General features: G+C 62.9%; 23 protein-coding genes and 5 pseudogenes. 11 read left to right on the top strand and 17 right to left on the bottom strand.

Translation table 11 applies throughout. From position 1 onward, the window contains the following. Positions 1–505: 505 nt before the first annotated feature. Positions 506–2,425, top strand: coding sequence for a C40 family peptidase (locus F758_RS50820; RefSeq protein WP_051386864.1), 1,920 nt, complete (start codon positions 506–508; stop codon positions 2,423–2,425). Between the two features lie 744 nt (positions 2,426–3,169). After that, positions 3,170–3,535: pseudogene (locus F758_RS53250) on the top strand (pentapeptide repeat-containing protein); the annotation flags it as partial. A 105-nt stretch (positions 3,536–3,640) separates the two neighbouring features. Here the strand turns inward: F758_RS53250 and F758_RS0113680 are convergent. The 3 genes from F758_RS0113680 to F758_RS0113670 are packed head-to-tail and all read right to left on the bottom strand — an operon-like array spanning position 3,641 to position 4,297. After that, positions 3,641–3,844 (bottom strand): hypothetical protein, encoded by a 204-nt coding sequence (locus tag F758_RS0113680; protein WP_024508396.1) that lies wholly within the window; start codon positions 3,842–3,844, stop codon positions 3,641–3,643. Further along, on the bottom strand, positions 3,841–4,080 hold the full coding sequence (locus F758_RS0113675; protein WP_024508395.1) for a hypothetical protein: 240 nt from the start codon (positions 4,078–4,080) through the stop codon (positions 3,841–3,843). The genes F758_RS0113680 and F758_RS0113675 overlap by 4 nt, the downstream gene beginning before the upstream one ends. Further along, positions 4,073–4,297, bottom strand: coding sequence for a hypothetical protein (locus tag F758_RS0113670; RefSeq protein ID WP_024508394.1), 225 nt, complete (start codon positions 4,295–4,297; stop codon positions 4,073–4,075). The genes F758_RS0113675 and F758_RS0113670 overlap by 8 nt, the downstream gene beginning before the upstream one ends. 260 nt (positions 4,298–4,557) lie before the next feature. Between F758_RS0113670 and repC the strand changes: the two are divergent. Continuing rightward, positions 4,558–5,427: pseudogene (gene repC, locus F758_RS0113665) on the top strand (plasmid replication protein RepC); the annotation flags it as partial. Between the two features lie 79 nt (positions 5,428–5,506). Further along, on the top strand, positions 5,507–6,124 hold the full coding sequence (locus F758_RS0113660) for a hypothetical protein (RefSeq protein WP_024508392.1): 618 nt from the start codon (positions 5,507–5,509) through the stop codon (positions 6,122–6,124). A gap of 18 nt (positions 6,125–6,142) precedes the next feature. Here the strand turns inward: F758_RS0113660 and F758_RS47645 are convergent. From F758_RS47645 to F758_RS0113610, 10 genes and pseudogenes are all read right to left on the bottom strand, one after another. Continuing rightward, positions 6,143–6,712, bottom strand: a pseudogene (locus tag F758_RS47645) (RHE_PE00001 family protein); the annotation flags it as partial. A gap of 97 nt (positions 6,713–6,809) precedes the next feature. Then, positions 6,810–7,232: a type II toxin-antitoxin system VapC family toxin gene (locus F758_RS0113650; RefSeq protein WP_024508391.1), complete on the bottom strand. Its 423-nt coding sequence runs from the start codon at positions 7,230–7,232 to the stop codon at positions 6,810–6,812. Further along, entirely contained in the window at positions 7,232–7,498 is a 267-nt protein-coding gene (locus F758_RS0113645; protein WP_024508390.1) for a type II toxin-antitoxin system VapB family antitoxin, read from the bottom strand. Before F758_RS0113645 ends, F758_RS0113650 begins: the two co-directional genes overlap by 1 nt. A 150-nt stretch (positions 7,499–7,648) precedes the next feature. Beyond that, a complete protein-coding gene (locus F758_RS0113640) occupies positions 7,649–8,710 on the bottom strand; it encodes a tyrosine-type recombinase/integrase (protein WP_084305335.1) in 1,062 nt (353 codons plus the stop codon). Positions 8,711–8,719: 9 nt separating this feature from the next. Next, the gene (locus F758_RS0113635) at positions 8,720–9,106 is read right to left on the bottom strand and encodes a type II toxin-antitoxin system VapC family toxin (protein ID WP_024508388.1); all 387 of its coding nucleotides are present in this window, start codon (positions 9,104–9,106) and stop codon (positions 8,720–8,722) included. Next, positions 9,106–9,360 carry a type II toxin-antitoxin system VapB family antitoxin gene (locus tag F758_RS0113630; protein WP_024508387.1) on the bottom strand — a complete coding sequence of 85 codons (255 nt, stop codon included), beginning with the start codon at positions 9,358–9,360 and terminating at the stop codon, positions 9,106–9,108. The genes F758_RS0113635 and F758_RS0113630 overlap by 1 nt, the downstream gene beginning before the upstream one ends. A 120-nt stretch (positions 9,361–9,480) precedes the next feature. Then, positions 9,481–9,597 (bottom strand): annotated as a pseudogene (locus tag F758_RS51805) (type II toxin-antitoxin system VapC family toxin); the annotation flags it as partial. Positions 9,598–9,617: 20 nt separating this feature from the next. Next, positions 9,618–9,920, bottom strand: a complete 303-nt coding sequence (locus F758_RS43845) for a DUF433 domain-containing protein (protein WP_024508385.1) — start codon at positions 9,918–9,920, stop codon at positions 9,618–9,620. A gap of 143 nt (positions 9,921–10,063) precedes the next feature. Beyond that, a complete protein-coding gene (locus tag F758_RS0113615; RefSeq protein WP_024508384.1) occupies positions 10,064–10,501 on the bottom strand; it encodes a type II toxin-antitoxin system VapC family toxin in 438 nt (145 codons plus the stop codon). After that, the gene (locus F758_RS0113610) at positions 10,498–10,776 is read right to left on the bottom strand and encodes a type II toxin-antitoxin system Phd/YefM family antitoxin (RefSeq protein WP_024508383.1); all 279 of its coding nucleotides are present in this window, start codon (positions 10,774–10,776) and stop codon (positions 10,498–10,500) included. The genes F758_RS0113615 and F758_RS0113610 overlap by 4 nt, the downstream gene beginning before the upstream one ends. 120 nt (positions 10,777–10,896) lie before the next feature. On the opposite strand from F758_RS0113610, the gene F758_RS43840 reads away from it, so the two are divergent. The 6 genes from F758_RS43840 to F758_RS0113580 all read left to right on the top strand — a co-directional run bounded on the left by F758_RS43840 (position 10,897) and on the right by F758_RS0113580 (position 15,129). Continuing rightward, a complete protein-coding gene (locus tag F758_RS43840; protein WP_198026482.1) occupies positions 10,897–11,214 on the top strand; it encodes a prevent-host-death protein in 318 nt (105 codons plus the stop codon). Between the two features lie 296 nt (positions 11,215–11,510). After that, the gene (locus F758_RS0113600; protein ID WP_024508381.1) at positions 11,511–11,789 is read left to right on the top strand and encodes a type II toxin-antitoxin system TacA family antitoxin; all 279 of its coding nucleotides are present in this window, start codon (positions 11,511–11,513) and stop codon (positions 11,787–11,789) included. Next, a complete protein-coding gene (locus F758_RS0113595; RefSeq protein ID WP_024508380.1) occupies positions 11,786–12,313 on the top strand; it encodes a hypothetical protein in 528 nt (175 codons plus the stop codon). Before F758_RS0113600 ends, F758_RS0113595 begins: the two co-directional genes overlap by 4 nt. 458 nt (positions 12,314–12,771) lie before the next feature. Beyond that, positions 12,772–13,692, top strand: a complete 921-nt coding sequence (locus tag F758_RS0113590; RefSeq protein ID WP_245286489.1) for a DUF1403 family protein — start codon at positions 12,772–12,774, stop codon at positions 13,690–13,692. Between the two features lies 1 nt (position 13,693). Then, complete coding sequence (gene scpB / locus F758_RS0113585; RefSeq protein ID WP_024508378.1) at positions 13,694–14,386, top strand: SMC-Scp complex subunit ScpB; 693 nt, start codon at positions 13,694–13,696, stop codon at positions 14,384–14,386. A 464-nt stretch (positions 14,387–14,850) separates the two neighbouring features. Then, positions 14,851–15,129, top strand: coding sequence for a hypothetical protein (locus F758_RS0113580; RefSeq protein ID WP_024508377.1), 279 nt, complete (start codon positions 14,851–14,853; stop codon positions 15,127–15,129). Positions 15,130–15,733: 604 nt separating this feature from the next. Here the strand turns inward: F758_RS0113580 and F758_RS0113570 are convergent. Genes F758_RS0113570 through F758_RS52775 form a run of 4 tightly spaced genes read right to left on the bottom strand, consistent with a single transcriptional unit; the run spans position 15,734 to position 18,780 of the window. Then, positions 15,734–16,822 (bottom strand): cysteine protease StiP domain-containing protein, encoded by a 1,089-nt coding sequence (locus F758_RS0113570; protein WP_024508375.1) that lies wholly within the window; start codon positions 16,820–16,822, stop codon positions 15,734–15,736. Then, positions 16,812–17,561, bottom strand: a complete 750-nt coding sequence (locus F758_RS0113565) for an HAD family hydrolase (RefSeq protein ID WP_024508374.1) — start codon at positions 17,559–17,561, stop codon at positions 16,812–16,814. Before F758_RS0113565 ends, F758_RS0113570 begins: the two co-directional genes overlap by 11 nt. Beyond that, on the bottom strand, positions 17,558–18,661 hold the full coding sequence (locus F758_RS0113560) for a phosphoribosyltransferase domain-containing protein (RefSeq protein ID WP_024508373.1): 1,104 nt from the start codon (positions 18,659–18,661) through the stop codon (positions 17,558–17,560). Before F758_RS0113560 ends, F758_RS0113565 begins: the two co-directional genes overlap by 4 nt. Next, the gene (locus tag F758_RS52775; RefSeq protein WP_283805858.1) at positions 18,655–18,780 is read right to left on the bottom strand and encodes a hypothetical protein; all 126 of its coding nucleotides are present in this window, start codon (positions 18,778–18,780) and stop codon (positions 18,655–18,657) included. The genes F758_RS0113560 and F758_RS52775 overlap by 7 nt, the downstream gene beginning before the upstream one ends. Before the next feature lie 645 nt (positions 18,781–19,425). On the opposite strand from F758_RS52775, the pseudogene F758_RS47635 reads away from it, so the two are divergent. Further along, positions 19,426–19,579, top strand: a pseudogene (locus tag F758_RS47635) (cold-shock protein). Positions 19,580–19,597: the final 18 nt, after the last annotated feature.

Raw genomic sequence — 19,597 nt, 5'->3', positions numbered from 1 at the left:
CCCTTTTTCGAACCCCACTACTGCGCTTTGGTTTTAGGTCGAAGTTGGTTGATCGACTATGAACCACCCCACAAATTCCTCGATCCGGCTGCGCGAGAGACGGGAGCACGGTGGCGCTCGGATCGTCCTGACACGCATTGCCGGTCTTCTAACGTTTGACTCTTCATCTCGGCATGTGAACGAGTTCACATCCCTATAAGCGAGCAGGGCGTATCCTAGACTTAAAAGACTCATTTCTATTGTTTGTTGTCATGCATTCCGTTGCGCTTTGTCTCGCGGGGAACTCCGCATGTCCTTCTGTTCCTCAAAGCGTGAGAAAGTGAGAGATCGCGGAAAGCTCTGCGGGCGACTGCGAACTTACGGCGCCCGATTTTGCAGGAGAAATAGCAAGCCATCCACCGCCGTCTCGACGCGTGAGCGAGGAACATCTGGCTTTGAGCAGGCGAGCTTAGATCGTGTCGCGGCGGATTAGCCATTGAACATTTGCCGTGGGAGGGAAGGGGCAATGGTCAATCAAATCGGCAGATCCACAGACGCTTCAACCGCGGACCACCGCGACGATGTGATCGGCAGCGAAGTCGCTTCGTTTCGCTACTGCAACCCGGGCGCCCAATATCCTAGCGCACGCGCAGCGCGGTTCGGGCAAACCGGTTACGGCATTATCGGCGGCGGCCACAAGATTGCGCGCTTTCCGTCACCGGTGAACGGAGCCGCTTCGAACTTTGACCTATTGCAGCGCGGTTATGTGGGCATGAGGATTGGTGAGGCCGGAGTTAAGTGGACCGGAGCGAACGGTTTCGGCGTGCCCGGCTATGACCCGAACGCGACCTTAACGAAGGACATGGTCAATGATCCCGCACAGGCGATTCCGCTGCTGAAGGCCATTGCCAACCGGGAGTCTGGTAAGGGCAACAATCTGACAGAGGAGCAATGGCGGCAGGCGCATCAAATGTTCAAGGCCGGAAGCGCCGACGCATATCTTGATGCCCTGCCTCCCCAGCCCGAAATTGTACTGCCCGCCGACAAAGGTCCATCTGGCGCGGGCCTCCTAAAGCGCGCACGCGAGCACATCGGCGAGCCATATGCGAACGTACTCGTTCCTAAAGACAATCCGAATTGGCAAGGTCCGTGGGATTGCGCTGAGTTCGTCTCGTGGCTGGTCTATCAAGAGGCCCAAAAGCTCTATGGATGCATCAATGACACCGCGCCGCCCGCAACTGCCGACGCTTACACCGGCGCGTGGAAGACAGACCTCGAGCGGTTTGGCAGGCGCGTCTCGGTTGAGGAGGCAGCGGGAACGGTTGGCGGGATTGTGCTGCGCTATCCGCCGGCGGCCGGGAAGATGGGGCACATCGCGCTTTGTGACGGCAACGGCGGCACCGTGGAGGCGAAAGGTCGGCGGTATGGAGTTGTCGCCGATACGGTACACGGTCGCGTGTGGGATGCCGGCATCCTGATCCCGGGCATCTCGTATTCCGGTGCGGCATCAATCAAGGTCAGCCCGCCAGCTGTGATCTACGCGGTCAATTCGCCGAACATGGACAAGACCGTGGTTGCGCAGATCCAGGAATCATTGGCCGAGAAGGGATTTGATCCCGGTCAGGTGGACGGGGAGTTTGGGCCGAACACACAGGCGGCGGTGCTGGCCTTCCAGGAAGCCCAGGGCCTGGTCGTCGATGGTGCTGTAGGTCCGGAAACAGCGGAAGCGCTCAGTGTCTCGCTCGTCGCCGGCAACACCGGAACAGTCGGTCCAGTGCCCGGAAGGGGAACTAGTCTCGCATCGCTGCCACCCGAAGCGCAACAATTGCTCACTCTTATCCTCATCATGCTTTCGAAGGAGAAACTGATGACCGCCGACCCCGCCAAACCGGGCCAAGGCCTGGAAGTGCTGCTGCCGGCGCTGTTGCAATCGGCGCTCAGCGGCAAGCAGCTCGACCTCACCCAACTCCTGGCACTCCTGACCACCGGTAAACCGCTCGTTGCGCCGACATCAAATACTGTCCCGGCATCGGCAGTGCAGGGCCAGCCGCAATCTTCCCACGCGCCCGCCGATTTCATTTCGTTGCTCGTGCCGGTGCTCTATCAGCAGCTGACCGGCAAACCATGGCCTGGCACCGAACAAAAGAAGGCCGATGCACCAGCTGATCCCAACACCCCCGTGCTGTCGCGGCCTAGTGTCCAGTTATCGGCAGGCGCGCTTGGTATTGTCACCATTCTGCAAGCTCTCGGAAAAATCGGCTTGCCCTTCAACTTGGGCGCCGCGGCCAATCTCCCACCGGACTTATCGACTACAGCTGGAACGCTTTCCACGCTGATCCCCTTGATCGTTGGCGCAGTCGGCGCAACTGGCGGTTGGGGCGCGCTAGCCGGCATGGCGGCTCAGCTCTTCGGCGGCATCATTAGTGGATTCGGAAAAAAGCCATGACGAGCTTAGTGTGCCCGTCTATCGGGTAAACCTAAACCAGCCATGTCTATGGCATTCCTGGGCCGGCATCGTCTGGGCGACGAGCGCATGGGCCACGGCTGACCTGTTTTGGGGACGCCATTTCTTTCCAAGCCCGCGACGCCCAAAAGGGCTGCTCCTGTCTCACTGGCAGGTTTCTAGCCCTGGCTGCACGGCTGAACCGCGGCGTGGTCGTAGAAAGCCAAATTGGTGAGCAACTCCCACGACCAAAGAAGGGCTGAGGAACGATGACGAGTTCAGTTATGCGCCACCGTTGGCCGCGTCGATTTCGCGCTTTTTGTCGGCCAGATCCACGATCTCGTCGGCGAGAACGGCGCCGGCAAGAACACGTTGATTCCTTGGGGACCTATTTTAGAAGTTCGCTCAAACGTACCCTAAAGCAGACCAGCATAGCAGCCGTCGTCGTTGCAGTCGTAGGATATTACTTCACCTATCAAGACCGCATCGATACTCGCCAGCAGTGTTTTGCGTTCAGCACTTGAATGGTCCGAAAAAAAGAAGTGGGGCAACGTCGGCCAAATCGGAGCTATCGAAACTCTTACACGTGATTGCGACGTCTGGTGGCTAAACACACCAATTAAATACCTCCTTGGCCGTGATTGTGCCAACCTCAAATCCCTACCACTCATGTCGATGGATTTGGGCGGACTAAGCGCGCCGGGAGCAACATTTAGCTAGGGCTATTTCGCCTGCTCAAATTTTTCCGCAGCTAACCTCGCGCGCTCGCATTTTGAGCATGCCGGCCTCATGGCCACAAAACTCGCAGATGTGAACTTCTCAGGGGCGGATCTCTCGAATTCTTGCCTGTTCTTAGCCGACGTGTCGGGAGCGAAATTCGATAGTACGACGAAGATCAATTCCAAAGATTTGCTTAAGGCCTGCGTTACGCTCGACGAGCATGGCGCACGTCGAGATATCGACGCGGGAAACAATTCGGACATTAGACAGATTGCTAGCCGAGTACCGCTCTGTCCGACCAATCCGAACCGCTGTGATCTGCTATCGTCAAAAAACGGATGGGGCTGTGGGGAAGAAGTCGCTCCAGCGAACTTGGCCACTGCCGCCGATTGATAGCAACTTCCGCGTTCCGGATTAACGGAAGCGCCCCAATGAAGCGCGCGTTCCTGCACATGGAGGTCTGAATTTTAGTGGGCCATACGCGCACATGCAGGTCCGCTATTTCGATGCTGCGGGCGCAGACCTGCGAAGCGCATCGCGTTCCCGGCAGAGATCGTCCACCTTCGCTCGCAAGCGCGCGAGCAGCAACTCGGCTGATGCCGTCGAGACCCCGGCGCGCTGCAGCGTCGCGATCTCGCGCTCCTGCGCGCAAATGGCGCGGCGCAGCTGGGCGATTTCATTCTGAACCCAGTGCAGCTTCACAGCTCGCTCAGATCGTCCGGCACGTTGCCGAATTTCCGGATCACCTTCGCATCGCCGAACTCGCCCGTCGACGGATCGCCAGTCCGGCTGAAGGCGAGCGCGCCGGCGTGGCGGGAGAGCGCCTCCGCGCGCATGACGGCGGCATTGGCGCTCGGGCATTCCACAGCCTCGCCGGGAGCGATGCCGTCATCGCTGGGCACGAAGGGCAGGGCGACGTAGTAGGTGACGTCAGCCATTGCGGTCTTCCTTTCGATCGGGCGCCAGCCGCCCGCGCGCGTAGCCGCTCGATACCGAAGCCCGAAGCTCCTCGACCTGCTTCTCCAGAAAGTGGCAGGCCACGATCAGTGCCTTGACCGCCTCCCGGGCATCGCCGCCGCAGGCCGCAATGGCCCGGTCGGCCGCAGCTTCTAGGTCGGCGGCGGTTGAAGGGGAGCTGTCGGGCAGCGCGGACATGGTCGCATGTTCTCTTTTCGTTCCATGGGAGTCAAGACATGACCGAGCGGACCGACTTGTGAGCTGCCCAGTTCGGCGTAGCCATGCGCTCGCATGGACCCCAAGGTGGTGCATCATCAGCTTGCCGAGGCCGAACGGCATGTCGCCCTGGATTTCGGCGTGCGGTCCAAACCGTGTCATCTGACAAGGTTTGGTTGACGACGGAAGGGCAGAGGCCTCGGCCGAAGCCGGACGATAGCGCAACAAACACAGAGGTAGCAGCGGGAGCTGTGCAGGCTGAGAAAGAGGCGTACCGCGTTGCCAAAGAGCGTCTCACCATCCTGCGCCGGGACATCGTGAAGATGATCGAAGCCGGGCTTGATGAGGGCGTGCCGGGAAATTGGAAGCGATTTCAGCTGGCCTACCAGGAGATCGCCGGGCGGATTCCTCGGACCGCGCCGCGGCAGCTCCTGGAAAGCCTTGGCGGTGAGATGGAAACGCTCTGGCGCGAGATCCGTGAGCTGTTGGAAACGTTTGCGAAAACACAGAATCCGGACGCCAATGAGTCCCATTCTGGTTGCCACATACAGAATTCAAACCCAGACCTTTCATCTGAATCTGAAAGTGGCCTAGCAAAGAAAGATGAAGCGGACGGCAACGCCGCGGCGAACCACAACCTTCGGAGCTTGCCGAAGCGTGAGCTCCCCTTGGGAATTGTGCTGGATGCCTGCCCAAACATGCGCTGGCTGAGCAAAGGCGGCGAAATCCGGCACTGGAAGGACTTGCTGGCCGCCGCGGAGCTTGCCCGGCCGATGCTCGGGATCAGCCCGAGCGCCTGGCGTGAGGCCCGGGAGGTGCTCGGTGACCAACAAGCCGCGATCACGCTGGCGGCGATCCACCAGAAAGCGGATCAGATCAACAGCGCCGGCGGCTATTTGCGCAGATTGACCGACCGCGCCAAGGACGGGAAATTCTCCGCCTGGCCGATGATCATGGCCCTGCTGCGTGCCAAGCTTGACGGGTCGAAGCCAACCCCGGCGCCTGCGGGTGGTCCCGCCGGGTTCGATCCGGGGAAGCCCCCGCAAACCGGCTCCTACGGAGCCAGCGCCGAATTGCGCGCCTCACTGGCGGCGGCCCGGCGGCCGAAATGACCCGAAACGGCGCCAAGAATGACTCCGTCGCCGGAGACGACTCGGCTACGGTTTCCGGACAGAGGTCGGGGAGGGCGATTTGACCGGAGAGACGACATCGGTCGGCGGCGCGATCGCAGCGGCTCTCGATCGGGCCGAGGAGCTGCGCAGCCTCAGCGACCGCCCGGCTCGGGTGCGGATCATGACGATCTTTGGCGATGATCGCTCAGGTCTCACGATCAATGCCCGGATCGCGGCACGGACCCTGGCGGAGCATCGCGCGCAGGAGGGCCTCGGGACGCGCTGCATCCCATGGGACGAGCTCGACGCGCGCGCTGGCGAGATCGTTGGCTTGGTGGACGAGGTGGTTGGCGAAGTGACGCTTGCCGTCCGGAACGCCCCGCCTATGCCGCGGCCGAGCCGCTCGGAAGATGATCTTGAGCTCGCTGCGTTCGAGGATCTGATCGACGAGCTTGGGCGAACTATGACCCAATCGACTCTTTCCGTGCTGGAGAAGCATCCGGCGAAGCAGGTCTCGCGCGAGCTGGGCAGCGAAGCCGCTATGTTAGCCGCGCTGAAATTGGCGGCACTTGCGGCCTATACCGGCAATGTCGGACTGAATGACGCCCAGGACGAGCTCCGATTGGCGATGGGCGAGGTGATGACCAAGGTGCGCGCTTCGCCCGAGTTTACGCCGAGACAGAACCTGAATTCGTGAGCGGAGAGGGGCGCGCCGTCAAAGGATCCCCCACGCCCGGTAGCGCCCTCGTCCGGTCACTTCACGTAGCCCAAGCCGACCTACAAGATCCTGGGCGGCCCGCGGCGTGATGCTCAGCTCGCGCGCGATCATGTTGGCCGAGACGATGGGACAACTCAGGACGTAGTCCAGCAGAGCCGGCAATCGGGAAGTGGAACGAACACCATCGAGTTTTCGCGCGAGCAGGGAACGGGCGGCCAACCATCGGTCATGATCTTTAAGACCGGCTGTGGCCGCTGCCGCGATCGCCTCGAGCTGTACAACGAGACGACCAGACGCGTCGCGCGGCCTTCGGCGCTCTCGGGGTATGGCCTTGAGTCCCTCGTGCAGGCACGGCAGGTGCGAACGGCTCTTGCCGCGCTCGCGTAAGAGCGAAGCCGCAAGCAACCGGCCGAGCCAGGGCATGCGCTGCAACGGTTCGATGGTAACCCACGCCTCGATCGCGATCGCTGTAGCGAGCGTCGGCGCGAGAGTGCGAGCCTGCTCAATAATCGCACGCCATTCATCGAGACACGAGGCCTCATCCCAGTCGACGTCGTAGACCAGCGGGTCGCGCTCCGCGAGCGCCTTGCTTCACTTCAGCAAAACCACAAGGGGGTCACTTCTTCATGTCGCTACGGGGTTAAATCCGGACGTCGCTTGACAGCTATCGGAGATCGGTCTGCGCGAAGTCATTCCCCTTGTAGAGGAGCGGGATTCGGTAAGCCTTGGCGCAGGCATACGCGAAGCAGTCCCCGAAATTGAGCTGCGCGGAATGGTCGACCAGGCGGCTATAGATCTGCGCCGCTTCGAGGGCCTTGCGACCAATATCCGGTGAGAGGGAGATTTCCTGGGCGCCGAGCGAGGTGACGAATTCCCGCACCGCGGTTTCCGCCTTGGCGAGGAGGGCAGCGTCGCGCGGTAAGCCGGTTTCGCGGGCGAGCTTCGCGGCAAGCAATGCGGACGCCTCGAACACTACCAGGGGTGAGACGAAGAAGCCCGTTTTCGAGCCGTTCAAGCGGCCGGCGAGCTCCGGTCCATCCGGCTCGCCGCCGAGAATAGCGACAATGGCCGAGGCATCGAGGACCATCAGACGCCCCACATCTCGTCGGTGAAGGCCTTCATGTCGAAATCGTCCGTGCCGGCGAGGCCGCGCTCGGCAGCGTTGGCCCGAATGCCAGCGACGATCGCCAGCGCATTGCCGATTCGTTGGCTCGGCAGCATACTTTCGGTTTGGCGCTTGATCTCGTGCTCGAGCGCGAGACGCACGGCTTCTGTCTTGGTCCGCGCGCCTGTCATGGCCTGGAGCCGGCTGGCGAGGTCGTCGACCTGATCGTTACGAATGAAAAGCGGCATGAGATATCTCCTTGTGGATATCTAGCATATCCCCTTATGGAATATCCATGGTGATGACCGCCCCGACGCATGTCGCCAGTCAGGTCCGGTCTATCCGTCTGGAGGAGCGCGGACGTGCGCGGTGGTGCGAGCGCGGCCAGTATTCGGCGGTCAAAGGCCCGCGGCCTTGGTGAGATTGACCCGGAAGCGGTCGCGCCGCCGCTGGTAACGTCGGGTTTGCTCCGCACTGGCGTGACCGAGCTGTTTCTGGACGTAGCGCTCATCGACTTCGGCCGAGGAGGCGAGGCCGGCGCGCAGCGAATGTCCGGCGAATTTCTCCTCCCGTTCGCCTTCCGGCAGATCGCCACGGACCCCTGCAGCGAGCGCCGCGCGTTTGACCAGCCGAGCGACCTGCTGGTCGGCCAGACGATCCGGTCCGACATCCTTTCCTTGGCCGGTGACGCGGCGAAACAGCGGGCCATGGCCGATCCGGGCCAGCTTCAGCCAGGTCTGCAGGGCGACGATCGGGCAGGTGGCATCGGACGATCCGCGGCCGATCTCGATCTCGCGCCAGCCGGTCTTGCCGCGCAGGGTGACAATCATGCCCTTGTCGAGGACCTCGACCCAGCCACGGCCGTCTTCGGTCTGGTCGCGGCCACAATCCAGGCCGACGATCTCCGAGCGCCGCAAGCCACCGGCAAAGCCGAGCAGCAGCATCGCGCGGTCTCTTAAGCCCCGCAGCGTGCCGCGATGAAGCGTCTCGAGCATGGCAATGACATCCTCCGGCAGGACGGCTTCCTTCTGCCGGGGCGGGGCACTATGGGTGTTGCGAATGCCGGCGAGCACGGTCGCGATATGCCGATCCGTGCGGTCGAGCGGCGTCCCGCGCTGCGCATAATTCCAGGTCAGGGCCGAGAGTCGGCGCTCGATCGTCGAGACGGAATTCGCTTGGTGATCGGCCGTCGCGGCCCCCGAGGCGCAGGCGGTGATGTAAAGCCCGACCGTCTGCGGGGATGGCGGCAGCACCTCGAGGCCCTGGCGCCGGCACCACCCGGAAAAGTGTTTCCAGTCGGAGGCATAAGCGCGGCGCGTGTTGGCCGAGCTCGCCGCGTCGACATAGCTGCGCGCGCGATCGGCGAGCTGTTCCAGGTGTGCGGGGAGGGGAGGGGGCTTGGCCCGTCTCTCGCATGACCTCCAAAGTGACGGGAAGGCTTTCGCTGCCGGGAGAGAAATTGTTCATCGTCAGGCTGCCTTGATGTCGGTCTGCGAGAAGTCGTTGCCCTTGAACAGCAGGGGCTCACCGCTGAGCGCGGCCAGGGCATAGGAAAAGCAGTCGCCGAAATTCAGTCCGGCCGGGTGGCGACCTTTCCCGTAGCGCCGCCAGGCACGGCGGGCGTGATCGGCATGCTCTGCGGTCACGGGAACGATCTCGACGTCCGCCTTGTGCAGCCAGAGATCGAGATCCCCACCCCCCGCTTCGCCTAGCCGCGTCTCAATCACCATTGAAGCTTCGAAGACGGTCGCGGCCGAGATGAGGCGAACCGGATCATCCGCGACGCGCTCCCGAAAGCTCTTGGCCTCCGGTTCATTGAAGGCGATCGCGACAATTGCAGATGCGTCAATAACCATCAGCGGGGGATGCCGTTTTCGTCGTAGCCAACGATCTCGTCAGGGGTGCGGCTATCGAGAACGGGCAGGGCATTCCAGCGACGTTGGATCGCCTCCAAATCCTCCAAAAGTGCGGCCTTGCGAGCGCTGGAACTTGTTCGCCGCAATCGCTCCTCCAGTGCTCGCTTTGTTGCGGTGGTAATGGACTCGCCTGTGCGCTCGGCCAGCGTACGCGCGAGCTGTTCGGTCTCGGGATCCTTGATGCTCAGCGCCATATGGAGTTCCTTGGTTCCTATTTTTCAATATTCTACCATATAGCGCTTTTGCCGTGCGATTGCACGACTTCCGAATGGGCACCCGGATATCCGTTTCCTACTTTTCAGGTCTGATCCACATGGATCGATCACCGACGCGCTGGTGTCCTCGAGATTGGCGACGTTGCGGGTCACGAGAAGAAGGTGATCGTGGACGAGGGCAGTGGCGGCGATCAGCCCGTTGACGTCTCCGCGGGGATTGGTGTCGACGAGAAACATCAGAACGCCACGTCACGGCTGGGGGTCTTGGCGCGTCGCGTCACTGCCTCGGCCAATTCGTCATCCCAGCTTGGCCCGGCCAGCAAGTCGAACTCGCGCTCCTCGGCGCGCCAAGCGGCGTAGCGCAAGGCCTCGAGCACGTCCTCGCGCGCCAGATCGGGATAGTCGGCAAGCAGCGCATCAATGCTGCGGCCGGCGCCGATCTGGCCGACGATCATGCCGACGGTGACGCGCTGGCCACGAATGCAGGGTTTCCCGCCCATCACGGCGCGATCTTGCGTAATTCGCCTGAAGTCGCTCATGCTTTTCACCTCGGCATTGCAACGCTAGCCTATCATAATCATCGCCAAATCGGCATTCGCTACCGTCCGGCAAGCGGTAAACTGGACCGGTGAGCCGATCCGGCTTCGACCGATTCGTCACGGCGACCGGCGAGCAGGGGTGGTCATTCTGGCTCGCTTGCATCAGCCCAAGGATTGAACATCGGGATGCCGAGCGGCGCAAAATCCTTGGTGTTGCGGGTGGCGAGCACGAGTTCGTGGGCAAGGGCTGTTGCCGCGAAAAAACCGTCCATCACCGAAAGCGCAACGCCGCGTTTACGGGCCTGCGCCATCAGCTCGCCCCAGCGTTCTGCAATCGCGGGATCGATCGACAGGATCCGGCCGGCGAAGCGGGCCGGCAGGTCATCCGCAAGCCAGGCGGCGAGGGCCGCACGTCGGCGGCCGTCGTCCATCAGGGCAATGCCGCGCCGAAGCTCCGCGATCGAGGCGACACTTATGTAGGCCCGATCCTCGTCGAGCGCGTCAAGCCACGCCAGAACCTTGGGGTCCGGCGCCGGCCGCCGGACCTCCGACAGCACATTGGTATCGATCAGCACATTCACAGATCGAGGTCGCGCGGCTGGTCACGGACGCGATCGAGCTCGAGCTCGGCGCCCCGGAGCGGTGAGGCGAGCAGGAACTCGGCGAGGGTACCTTTCCGCTCGGTCTTGCGCGCCCATTCTTCTGCCGAGACGATGACAGCGCTGGGCTTGCCGTGCCGGGTGATGACTTGCGGATCAGTTTGGGCTCGCTCGATCACCTCGGACAGGCGCGCCTTCGCGTCGGCGATGGTCCAACTATCCGTATCGTGGCCGGATGATTTCTTGATGGCAGTCATGGCCTCTTTTTGACTATTTTGACCATAATGACTATAATCATGATTTCGCCGTTTCTCAAGAGGGCTTATGCGGAAATAGCGCGGCCCCGCTATCATCAAGGGAGCAGGGGAGACGATGTGATGGACGATGACCCGAAGCAAACCAGCGAGCAGCCGGCGCCGCATGGCGGGGCCGGGCCGACCGAAGGCCACCAAGCCGCCGGCCGCGATCGCCGGGTCGTTCGGACTGCGGAGCTGAGCGATCAAGACAGCGCTGCAATCGAGGCGAGCAAGATGGAGCCGGGCTACGAGCACCTCGATGCCGAACTTGACTGGCCTCGGCTTTCCCTGATCGAGCGCGGCCTTTGGTTCGTCAACAAACTGCGCCATCGCGGGCGCGACGCTGGGGCACGACCGGTCAGTAAGGCATTTCGCGATGGACTCTACGACGACACTTGACGGTGACCGAGGCCTGAACCTGAGCACCCAGGCGTGGTCGGACCGCCAAGGCGAGCGTCCGGAGAGGGGAGGGGGCCTTCCACGGGGCGCGCGTGCTCTGATGGATCGCCAGATTTGCGTTCTGACGCGTCAAACGGCATGCCGATCGGAGCGGAAATGGTGAGACCGGGAAGATCCTCGTTTTCGACGCCGATCATAGTCATGCGTCCTCTCTGTACATATTGTGTGTGTACGGCATTGACCTGCTCTGTTGTATCGTGTACATATTGTGGCTGCACAAGGAGCGGATTTGAGCCATGGCGCGCGTTGCCGTCGATGACACCAACCGCATGAATCTGCGGATCAAGCCGGAGGTGAAAGCCCGACTGATGCGCGCGGCTGCGCTACGCCATACCGATCTGACCAGTTTCGTGACACAGTCGGCGCTGCGTGAAGCGGACGCCGTCATTGCCGAAGCCGATGTGATCAAGGTGTCGGAACGCGATTTTGCGCGCGTTCTCGACCTCCTGGACAATCCGCCCAAGGCGAATGCCAAGCTGCGCGCGGCTGCAGCCAGTCTGCCCAAAGATCTGTGACCTTTCCCGCGTGGCACGAGGAGCCGATCGCCAAAAGCCATGATCGGAAAGCCTTCGACTGTGGTGATGACGCGCTGAACACCTTCCTGCTGCGCTATGCGCGCCAGGGGCATGAGCAGAACGCGGTCAAAACATATTGCGCGATCGCCAACGATACGCCAAGCAGGGTCCTGGGCTTCTACAGCCTTGCGCCGGCGTCTGTCGCGCACGACGTCGTGCCGGCGGTCATGACCAAGGGCTTGGCGCGCCACAAGGTGCCCGGATTCCTGCTGGCGAGGCTCGCGGTCGACAAGACGGTTGCGGGCGAGGGGCTGGGTGGCCAGCTCCTGCTGGCGGCCGCTTTGCGCTGCCTGCGGGTGACGGAGGAGATCGGCGGCGTCCTGATGGTCATCGAGGCCAAGAACGAGCCGGCGGCACAATGGTACCGCGGCTTTGGCGCCGAGCCGCTGACCGATCAGCCGCTCACACTTGTTGCGCCGCTTACGACCTTCGCCGATGCGTTGCAGGCGGCCGGACGTCTCTAGTCAGGCTCTGGCGCCCTGTGCCGACATCCACGAAACGTTGCCCGAACTATGCCGAGAGGCGGGCGGGAGCCCGATTGCCGTGATTTTCGGTCGTCTGGGCCAGAAACGCGGGCAGTCTCATAAATTCCGATTCAGCCAGTCTCACAATTATGCGCGGGGAATCTCATAATTGTGCGCGAGATTTCCGCCCGGCGCGCCGAATCTCACGAATTCCGTTCATCCGACACTCACGAATTCCGTTCATCCGACACCCGCGCTGGCCGAGGGCTTCCGGAGCGCGATTCTCCGGGTTCTGGGCGCTGCAAATGGCCATTCTCTATATAAATGACAAAAACGAACGATAAGGCAACATTATCGGTCGTTGTTATCCACCGACGAGCGCGGCGGTTTCTGCCGTATCTTGTGGTCATAAGCGCCGCGAATGGCTAGGTTCCGCCATGCCCTCGCGCGCGCGAATCATGCCCGAACCCCCGCCGACCTTCGCCCCGGCGCCCGCCTGGCTGCGTCGTCGCGCACCACCCGACATCGTCGCCGAAGCGGTGTTTTATGCCGGCGCGGCGCTGGCGGCGCTGCATCCGATCGCCCGCGACGAGCACCCGCTCGGCAGTCTTTGGCGTCGGCGTCTCGCCCTCAGTTGCGCGGCCGCACTCGCGCGCCAGGGCGGGCGGACGGACGACGAAGCGGTGCTGCGCGACCACTGGTACTTGCGCCGCGACGGCGATGACCCTGGTCCGGGCGGTCGCATTCTTGCCGCCTGGCGCAAGCTCGGCGAACTGGCCTCCAGCGATGTGGAGGAGTGGATCTTTGCCCTTGCCACACTCGGCCATCCGCTCAACTCGCTGCCGGACCAGATCGTCGAACTTGCAGGCCGACATACGCAGCGGGAGCACGTCATGCCGGTGCTCGCCGCCGCGGAGATCATCGCAGCGAGTAGGCATCTGCTCCCGAATGAGGAGGCGGTGCCGCTGTGGCTGGCGGACGCCGTCCTCGCGCACCAGCTCCGTTGGCCGGCACCGGTGCCGCTGATCGCGGCCCATCTGTCGTGCGGCGCGCTGCGCAAAGCGCCGCAGCACCTCGAGGGCGAGACCATCTTCATGAGCGCACTCTGTGCGGCCTACACGACGGCTGCCGTGGCCGCGATCGACCTCTACAGTGATCTCGCACGGCGGGCGACACGCCTGCTGGCGGTCGCGCCGAAGTTGCGCGGCAAGGATGCCGACACGATGGTGGCGATCCTGATGGTGGAAGATGCCCAGTCCGCCGGCGCCGGCAAGACGGCGAGCGACCGCAGCACGCGACGGCTGTTCGAGCGGCTGGTCTCGCTCGGCGTAGTGCGCGAGCTCACCGGCCGGCCGACCTTCCGGCTCTACGGGCTCTGACATGGGGCGGCGCGCGCGACCGAAACACGATCTCGACACCGAGCTGGCCGACCTGCCGCCGGAGCTGCGCTGGCGCGAATGGATGGGCCGCGTGGAGGCGGTGATCTTCGCCTCGCCCGAGCCGGTGACGCGCGAGACGCTGGCGCGCGTCGTCGGCCGCGACTGCAGCCTCGATCTGATCATCGACGATATCCGCAACGAGCTCAGCGGTCGGCCTTACGAGCTCGTCTCCGTCGCCGGCGGCTGGCAGCACCGGACCCGCAAAGACTTCGCCGAGGCGATCCGGGCTGCGATCGGCGCTGCTGGCGACGACAAGGCGCTGTCGCAGACCGAAGCGCTGATCCTCGCCTGCATCGCCTATTACCAGCCAATCAATCGCAGCGAATTGTCATCCTTCTTCGGCAAGGAGGTCAGCCGCGATACCATCGCCCGTCTGCGCGGACTTAAGTTCATCGCTGCCGGGCCGCGTAGCCCGCAGCCGGGCGCGCCCTACACCTACGTGACGACCAAGGCATTCCTGTCGCACTTCGGCCTAGAGACGCTGCGCGATCTTCCGGATATGGAGATGCTCGAGGATGCCGGCCTGCTCAGCAAGGACAAAATGCTGGCCGGGGAGTTTCCGGACCCGTTGCCCGCAGATGACGATGATGTCGACGATGACGAGGAAGCTGCAGATCGGACAGTGACTGGCTAGCTGCATCTGCCAAATGCCGGGACGCAGCCCAGCTTGCGTTCATTGCGCTCCATCGGCTCGGTCGGCCGCTCCAAGGAAGGCTATCCGACGTTCACTGGAGGCGTTCGCCACGACCCTGCCGCCTGCGCGGGCGTGGAGGCGTCCTTGGCTGGTTGCGCGGACGAGTTCGCTTGCTCGCTGCTCGCGACGGCCCACGCTCACGACCGGGGCGATGACCCGACCTCGACCTCGACCGCTGCGGTGCTCTCAAGATGCGCGACGTCGAGCGCATCACCTTTCAGTCCATTCACCGAGTGCGTGACGACGTAGGCGCATAGGAGCTGGGAACGGTCTGGGTACGCCTTGCAAAGCATCCAGAACGTACGGCTTGACCGGCGGCCAGGTGACGGCTGAGATCGATCAGCCGCCCCGGATTCGTCGATAAGGACGACGAGGAGTGGGCTACGATCCAACTGGAGGCGGAGATGGTCGAGCAAGCCGTTATGGGGCATCAGACATTCGAGGTCTGGTGCGACTGGGACGGCTCCATCCAACCGCAGCCTGCTATCGATGGACTATATGAACACCTCTTCCGGGAAGAGCAGTTGAAGAAAACTGCCCTCGACGAACTCGTCGCTGAGGCTATCGAACAGGGCAGGAATGAACCTAATCACGAGATTCTCGACATGTTCGAGACCCTGCATGAACGGCTTTTACGCGCTGCGAGCGCAGTCTCTGACGAGATTGCGAGGCGCAGGCGATGAAATCCCGGTGTGAGCGTGGGCGGCAGTGAAGAGGATATTGACCAACCGCTCGTGGCGGCTGCACCGCCGTTCGACAGCAAATAACACGCCTAACGCCTGAGCCGTAAACAGGTATCGCTCAGACTAATCCCAAGATAACGACTACCCCTTGGTTTTGACGTCCTTCCTACGCTTTCGACAGTTCTTCGGTGGTTCGCTTGCGCTCGTCTCCTCGATCCTTACCTGCCAGAGTCTTGCTCTGCCTTTTCCGGTCTCGCTCACCACCTCGACCATTGGGCCGAAGCAGCAGCCGGTGGTTTGAACCCTGGTCCTGCAACCCGAGTTCGAGGGGCCAACCCCCATCTTCTGTGCAGCAAGGCTGCTCAAAGGTGCTCTACATCACACCTCCTTCGCGCCGTCGTGGCGCACCCACCCGCGTAATTCACGATATGCGCGTCGAGTTGGTCTTGGTGCCCGTGTTTGCGCCAAGCCAGCAGGAACCGACGAAAGTAGAGATTCGCCAACAGCGGGCTCAGAGGTGAGCCCCCGAGCGACGCATCGGCCAGATCCTCGCGGGTGCAGGGCATATACAAGGAGGCCCCAAGGGCGAGGGCGGAAAGCCGGCTCATGCATCGTCGCCAAGGCTACGGATAATTGCGACCGCGCGATACTGCGATTCCCCGCCCAGCGTATCGACCGGAATGGCATGCGCGGCGGCGAGATGGAGCAAGTGCCCCACATCGGCGTCCTCGAAATCGCGAACCAGCAGCCGTTCCGGCGCCCGCCGCAGCAGGGCGCGCGTCGCTTCGGCTATGCCGGGCTTGATCCGGTTGCGGTCATGCGTTCCGCTTTCCGCCAGCAACTGCCGCATCATCGCCTCGCATTCCTGTTTCAGCGCCGCTCGGCGGGCGCCGTGCCCATCTACCGGTTGCGGTATCGCCGCAGCGGCCAACGGCGCGATCGTGTCCACGAAGGCACGTGAGAGATCAGCACCGGCATATTGCGGGTAGGTGACACAGGCGTGGAAATCGCCCGGCCCCACCAACGCGGCGTTGAGGATCGAGCGACTGACCAGGCCCGAAACGATGCCATTCAGCAAGCCCGAGGCGATCAGATAATCATCCGCCGTCGCGGCGATGTCTGCCTGTCCTGCAGGGTCAGCAATCACGGCTAAGTCCGGTGTGAAGCCTAATGGCGCATTGGCCAGGGCCGCGCGAAGTTCGCCGGCAATCGCGCCCTTGCCGGTCCAGCCATCGACAAACACCGCGTCTCGCGGATCGTGCCGGCCGGCGATATGCGCGAGCGCGACGCGGTCGACACCCCGATCGCGGATAATGCTGATTGAATAATGGGCTGCGCGATGTCCGTGCGCCCGCAAGGTCCGCGCGAGCAAGACGCCGATCGGCGTCCCAGCACGCGCCAGCGAGACGATTACCAGCTCGCGCCCCGGCCTGCGTGCGGCGAGCTGCGCAGCGAGGGTGGCGACATCCTGCGCCAGGCGGGCACCGTTCCGCGCAAGCGCGGCGTGATAGAGGGATAGATAGCTGTCGTCCGGCACCCTCTCCGGCGCGATTATCTCCGAATAGTGCTGGCGGCCGGACTGGATCGCCGCTTCCTTTTCGGCGACGGAAGTCGGGGCCATTACCACTGGCTTGAGCAGGAAGGTGACGTCGGCCGGGTCGTAGCTGCCCGAGAACGGGACCTCAGTCCGCATGGAACATGCCGCCGGCCAGCTGCGAACGGGTGGGCATCATGGCGAAATCGCAAAGGCCCATGAAGGGCGCATCGGTGCGGCTGTCTCCGATGCCGATCACCGGCGCATCAGGGAAGCGTGCGCGGAGGTCGGGTAGGATATATGCCACCGCATGGGCCTTGCCCAGATAGGGTGGCGTCAGCGCCACGTTGTTGCCGTTGCGGTGGTCCGTCCAGCCCTTGGGCAAGGACGGCACGGCAGCGTCGACCACCGCAAAAAGTGCCGCGGCATCCGCATCTTCATGCTTGGCCACGGTGTAGAGCGGCAGCGCGTCCTCGACCAGCACACGGGCGTTGACCGCGATGCCGCGGTCGCGCGCCCTGCGCCTGATCGCCTCCGCCAGGCCAGCTAGCTGCGACGCGAAGGGCGCGGCGCGGTCGGCAATCGTCGCAGCCCAGTCCATGTCGACCTGACCGCTGTCATCCAGCACGACGCCGCCATGCGCGCACACCGCTGCGCGGAATGGAATGCGCGCCCGCCGCAATGCGTCCAGGCTGCGGGCGGTGACGGGGACGAGATGCGTCGTATCGGCCAGCCATTCCAGAAACTGCATCTGCTGCGGGGTCGCATAGCTCAGTGGCGATCCGTCGCGCGCGAAGCCCAGCGGCGTCAACCGGTCGGCCGGCAAATCGGGCGGGCATTTGCGCAGCGTCTGGAACAGTGTGTCGTCCAGATCGACCAGGGTGATGGCACGCGTCATGCCGTCCAGCCGATCAGTTCGGCACGGAGAGCGGCAATCAGCCCGGGGTCGATTGTCGCCGCGCCGGTCTCATGCGCGATCCAGTTCGCGCGTCCATCGGCCCGGTCGGCATTGTAGAGGTAATTGGGCACGCCCGTCCCATAATTGTCGGCAAAGCGGAGCTTGGTCACCATCGCGGCACCGGGGAGTGCGGGGCTTCGGCTGGTCGCCTGCACGACGACATCATGCCCTTCTTCTGCGAGGCGTTCCGCCAGCAGGAAGGGGGGATAGGTGAACTCGCCGGTTCCGATGATCCGCAGTGGGCCGAGGATCTCGGGCACAGCGGTATCGGGTTCGGGCACGACGGGCCGGTCGAGTCCCAGCCGACCGAAATTGCGATGCGTCGCCATGCGCCCGAGTGAAGCGGCAGCGGTATCGAACGCGCTGTTGAGCACCGTCGTCGTCTCCTGCGTCCACTCCATGCGTCCGCGCAGCAGCGCCGCGATGCGCGTGGGACGCGGCATGCGTGCTTGCCACGCCTTGCCGGCCGACCAGTCGGTCAGCGTCGCTACCGACATCGCTTCGATCCGCGGCCAAGCAGTGGCGAGGGCCTGGGCGAGGTTGCAAAGGGTCGTTCCTGTCGAGATCTCGTCGTCGACCAATACCAGTGATCGCGGCTCCGGAAGCGCCGGCCTGTAGATCAGATGCGCGGAGGCATGGCTGTGCGGTTCTTCGAAGCGGCACAGCAACGGATGATCCAGTTGCTGTCGCGTCGAATGCAGGAAGTGGATGTCGACCCGGCCCGTTGCGAGGCGAAATTCCTCGTGCACCGTCTGGGCAAGGCACACGGCGGTCTCGGCCAGGCCGACGACGAGCACCGGCCCCGGCAGATCGTCAGGAAGCCGCGCCGCGAGATCGCGGGCGCTCTGCCGCATCAGCTGCGGCGCGGCGGGCAAATAGCGCCCTAGGACGCGGGATACGACCAGGAACCCCCGCCGCGGATTTTCGCGCGCCGCAAACGCGCAAAGGCTGTCCAGCGGCCAGGCCGCCTTGTCCACGGCGATATCGAGCCGGCCCGTAGCCAACTGGATCGACTGGGTCTTGTCGGCGGCGGTCAACATTCGCAGGTGACGCGAGCGATCATGTCGCGGGCTTGGCGGACCACGTCTGCGCGGCCAAGCAGCCGAGCTTTGTGCGCCATCTGCGGCTCAATGCCAAACGAATCGAGGAAGCTGAGCATCAAGTACGCTCCACAGTGCTTGATCGATAGCTCGCGATCCCCACAACGGCGATTGCAGGGTTTGCAACGGGTACTAATGCGCGTTCTCCCCGGCAAGGATCTGGGACCTAACTAGCAAAGAGTGTGCCACCCGAGAATTTGCGCAGTGAATGCTTCAATAGTAGATAGAAAGGTGTGCCTCGCCGGTGCGGGTCCAGAGGCTCGGCGTCGAGTTGCGGACGTTGTGTGATCGATCTGGCACTGCCACAGATGAATACGACGACACCGGTATCAACTTGCTGCGCGACCAGTCTAAGAGGCTATATGCGAGCCAATAGGGTCGAGCACTTTCAACTGCAGCACACGGCGCTCGCATCATGCCGTTCCAGAACCTACGACCCGCCATGTGCTGCCTTCGAGTAATCCCAACTGATTGAGCTAGCCCGAGAATGTTGGCAGTCGCACGCGTTGTCAGCTTTGCGTCCATTGTCGTCGACCCGATGCTCGCCATCCCTGTAGGATCAGCAATTTCGGTCCGGCACGCCGGTTGCTATGTTTCTGGCACCCTTACCCACCAGCGTATGGACTGGGTGCGGCGGCAAAGGAAGTGATCGTATGGCAACAGGTACTGTGAAGTGGTTCAATGTCCAAAAGGGGTAGGGATTTATCGCTCCAGATGACGGCGGAAACGACATCTTTGTCCACATTAGCGCGTAGAACACGCTGGACTCTCTGGTTTGGCAGAACGCCAAAGATTTCTTACGAAGTCAAAGTCGACCCCAAGCGTGGCAAGAGTAGCGCTAAAAACCTGCGGGTCTGATCACGTCCGCCGGTGATA

This window comes from Bradyrhizobium sp. ARR65 (assembly GCF_000472385.1).
Classification (GTDB): domain Bacteria; phylum Pseudomonadota; class Alphaproteobacteria; order Rhizobiales; family Xanthobacteraceae; genus Bradyrhizobium.
Note: the sequence above shows the minus strand (reverse complement) of the source record. Positions and strands in the feature narration are given on the sequence as shown.

Bases quoted from the DNA above. Each gene is read 5' to 3' on its own strand.
- F758_RS50820 (WP_051386864.1), top strand. From the start codon at position 506: ATGGTCAATCAAATCGGCAGATCCACAGACGCTTCAACCGCGGACCAC.
- F758_RS0113675 (WP_024508395.1), bottom strand. From the start codon at position 4,080: ATGGCTGACGTCACCTACTACGTCGCCCTGCCCTTCGTGCCCAGCGAT.
- F758_RS0113670 (WP_024508394.1), bottom strand. From the start codon at position 4,297: ATGTCCGCGCTGCCCGACAGCTCCCCTTCAACCGCCGCCGACCTAGAA.
- F758_RS0113650 (WP_024508391.1), bottom strand. From the start codon at position 7,232: ATGGTCCTCGATGCCTCGGCCATTGTCGCTATTCTCGGCGGCGAGCCG.
- F758_RS0113645 (WP_024508390.1), bottom strand. From the start codon at position 7,498: ATGCCGCTTTTCATTCGTAACGATCAGGTCGACGACCTCGCCAGCCGG.
- F758_RS0113635 (WP_024508388.1), bottom strand. From the start codon at position 9,106: ATGGTTATTGACGCATCTGCAATTGTCGCGATCGCCTTCAATGAACCG.
- F758_RS0113630 (WP_024508387.1), bottom strand. From the start codon at position 9,360: ATGGCGCTGAGCATCAAGGATCCCGAGACCGAACAGCTCGCGCGTACG.
- F758_RS43845 (WP_024508385.1), bottom strand. From the start codon at position 9,920: ATGAGCGACTTCAGGCGAATTACGCAAGATCGCGCCGTGATGGGCGGG.
- F758_RS0113610 (WP_024508383.1), bottom strand. From the start codon at position 10,776: ATGACTGCCATCAAGAAATCATCCGGCCACGATACGGATAGTTGGACC.
- F758_RS43840 (WP_198026482.1), top strand. From the start codon at position 10,897: ATGGACGATGACCCGAAGCAAACCAGCGAGCAGCCGGCGCCGCATGGC.
- F758_RS0113600 (WP_024508381.1), top strand. From the start codon at position 11,511: ATGGCGCGCGTTGCCGTCGATGACACCAACCGCATGAATCTGCGGATC.
- F758_RS0113590 (WP_245286489.1), top strand. From the start codon at position 12,772: ATGCCCGAACCCCCGCCGACCTTCGCCCCGGCGCCCGCCTGGCTGCGT.
- scpB (WP_024508378.1), top strand. From the start codon at position 13,694: ATGGGGCGGCGCGCGCGACCGAAACACGATCTCGACACCGAGCTGGCC.
- F758_RS0113580 (WP_024508377.1), top strand. From the start codon at position 14,851: ATGGTCGAGCAAGCCGTTATGGGGCATCAGACATTCGAGGTCTGGTGC.
- F758_RS0113570 (WP_024508375.1), bottom strand. From the start codon at position 16,822: ATGCGGACTGAGGTCCCGTTCTCGGGCAGCTACGACCCGGCCGACGTC.
- F758_RS0113565 (WP_024508374.1), bottom strand. From the start codon at position 17,561: ATGACGCGTGCCATCACCCTGGTCGATCTGGACGACACACTGTTCCAG.
- F758_RS0113560 (WP_024508373.1), bottom strand. From the start codon at position 18,661: ATGTTGACCGCCGCCGACAAGACCCAGTCGATCCAGTTGGCTACGGGC.
- F758_RS52775 (WP_283805858.1), bottom strand. From the start codon at position 18,780: ATGCTCAGCTTCCTCGATTCGTTTGGCATTGAGCCGCAGATGGCGCAC.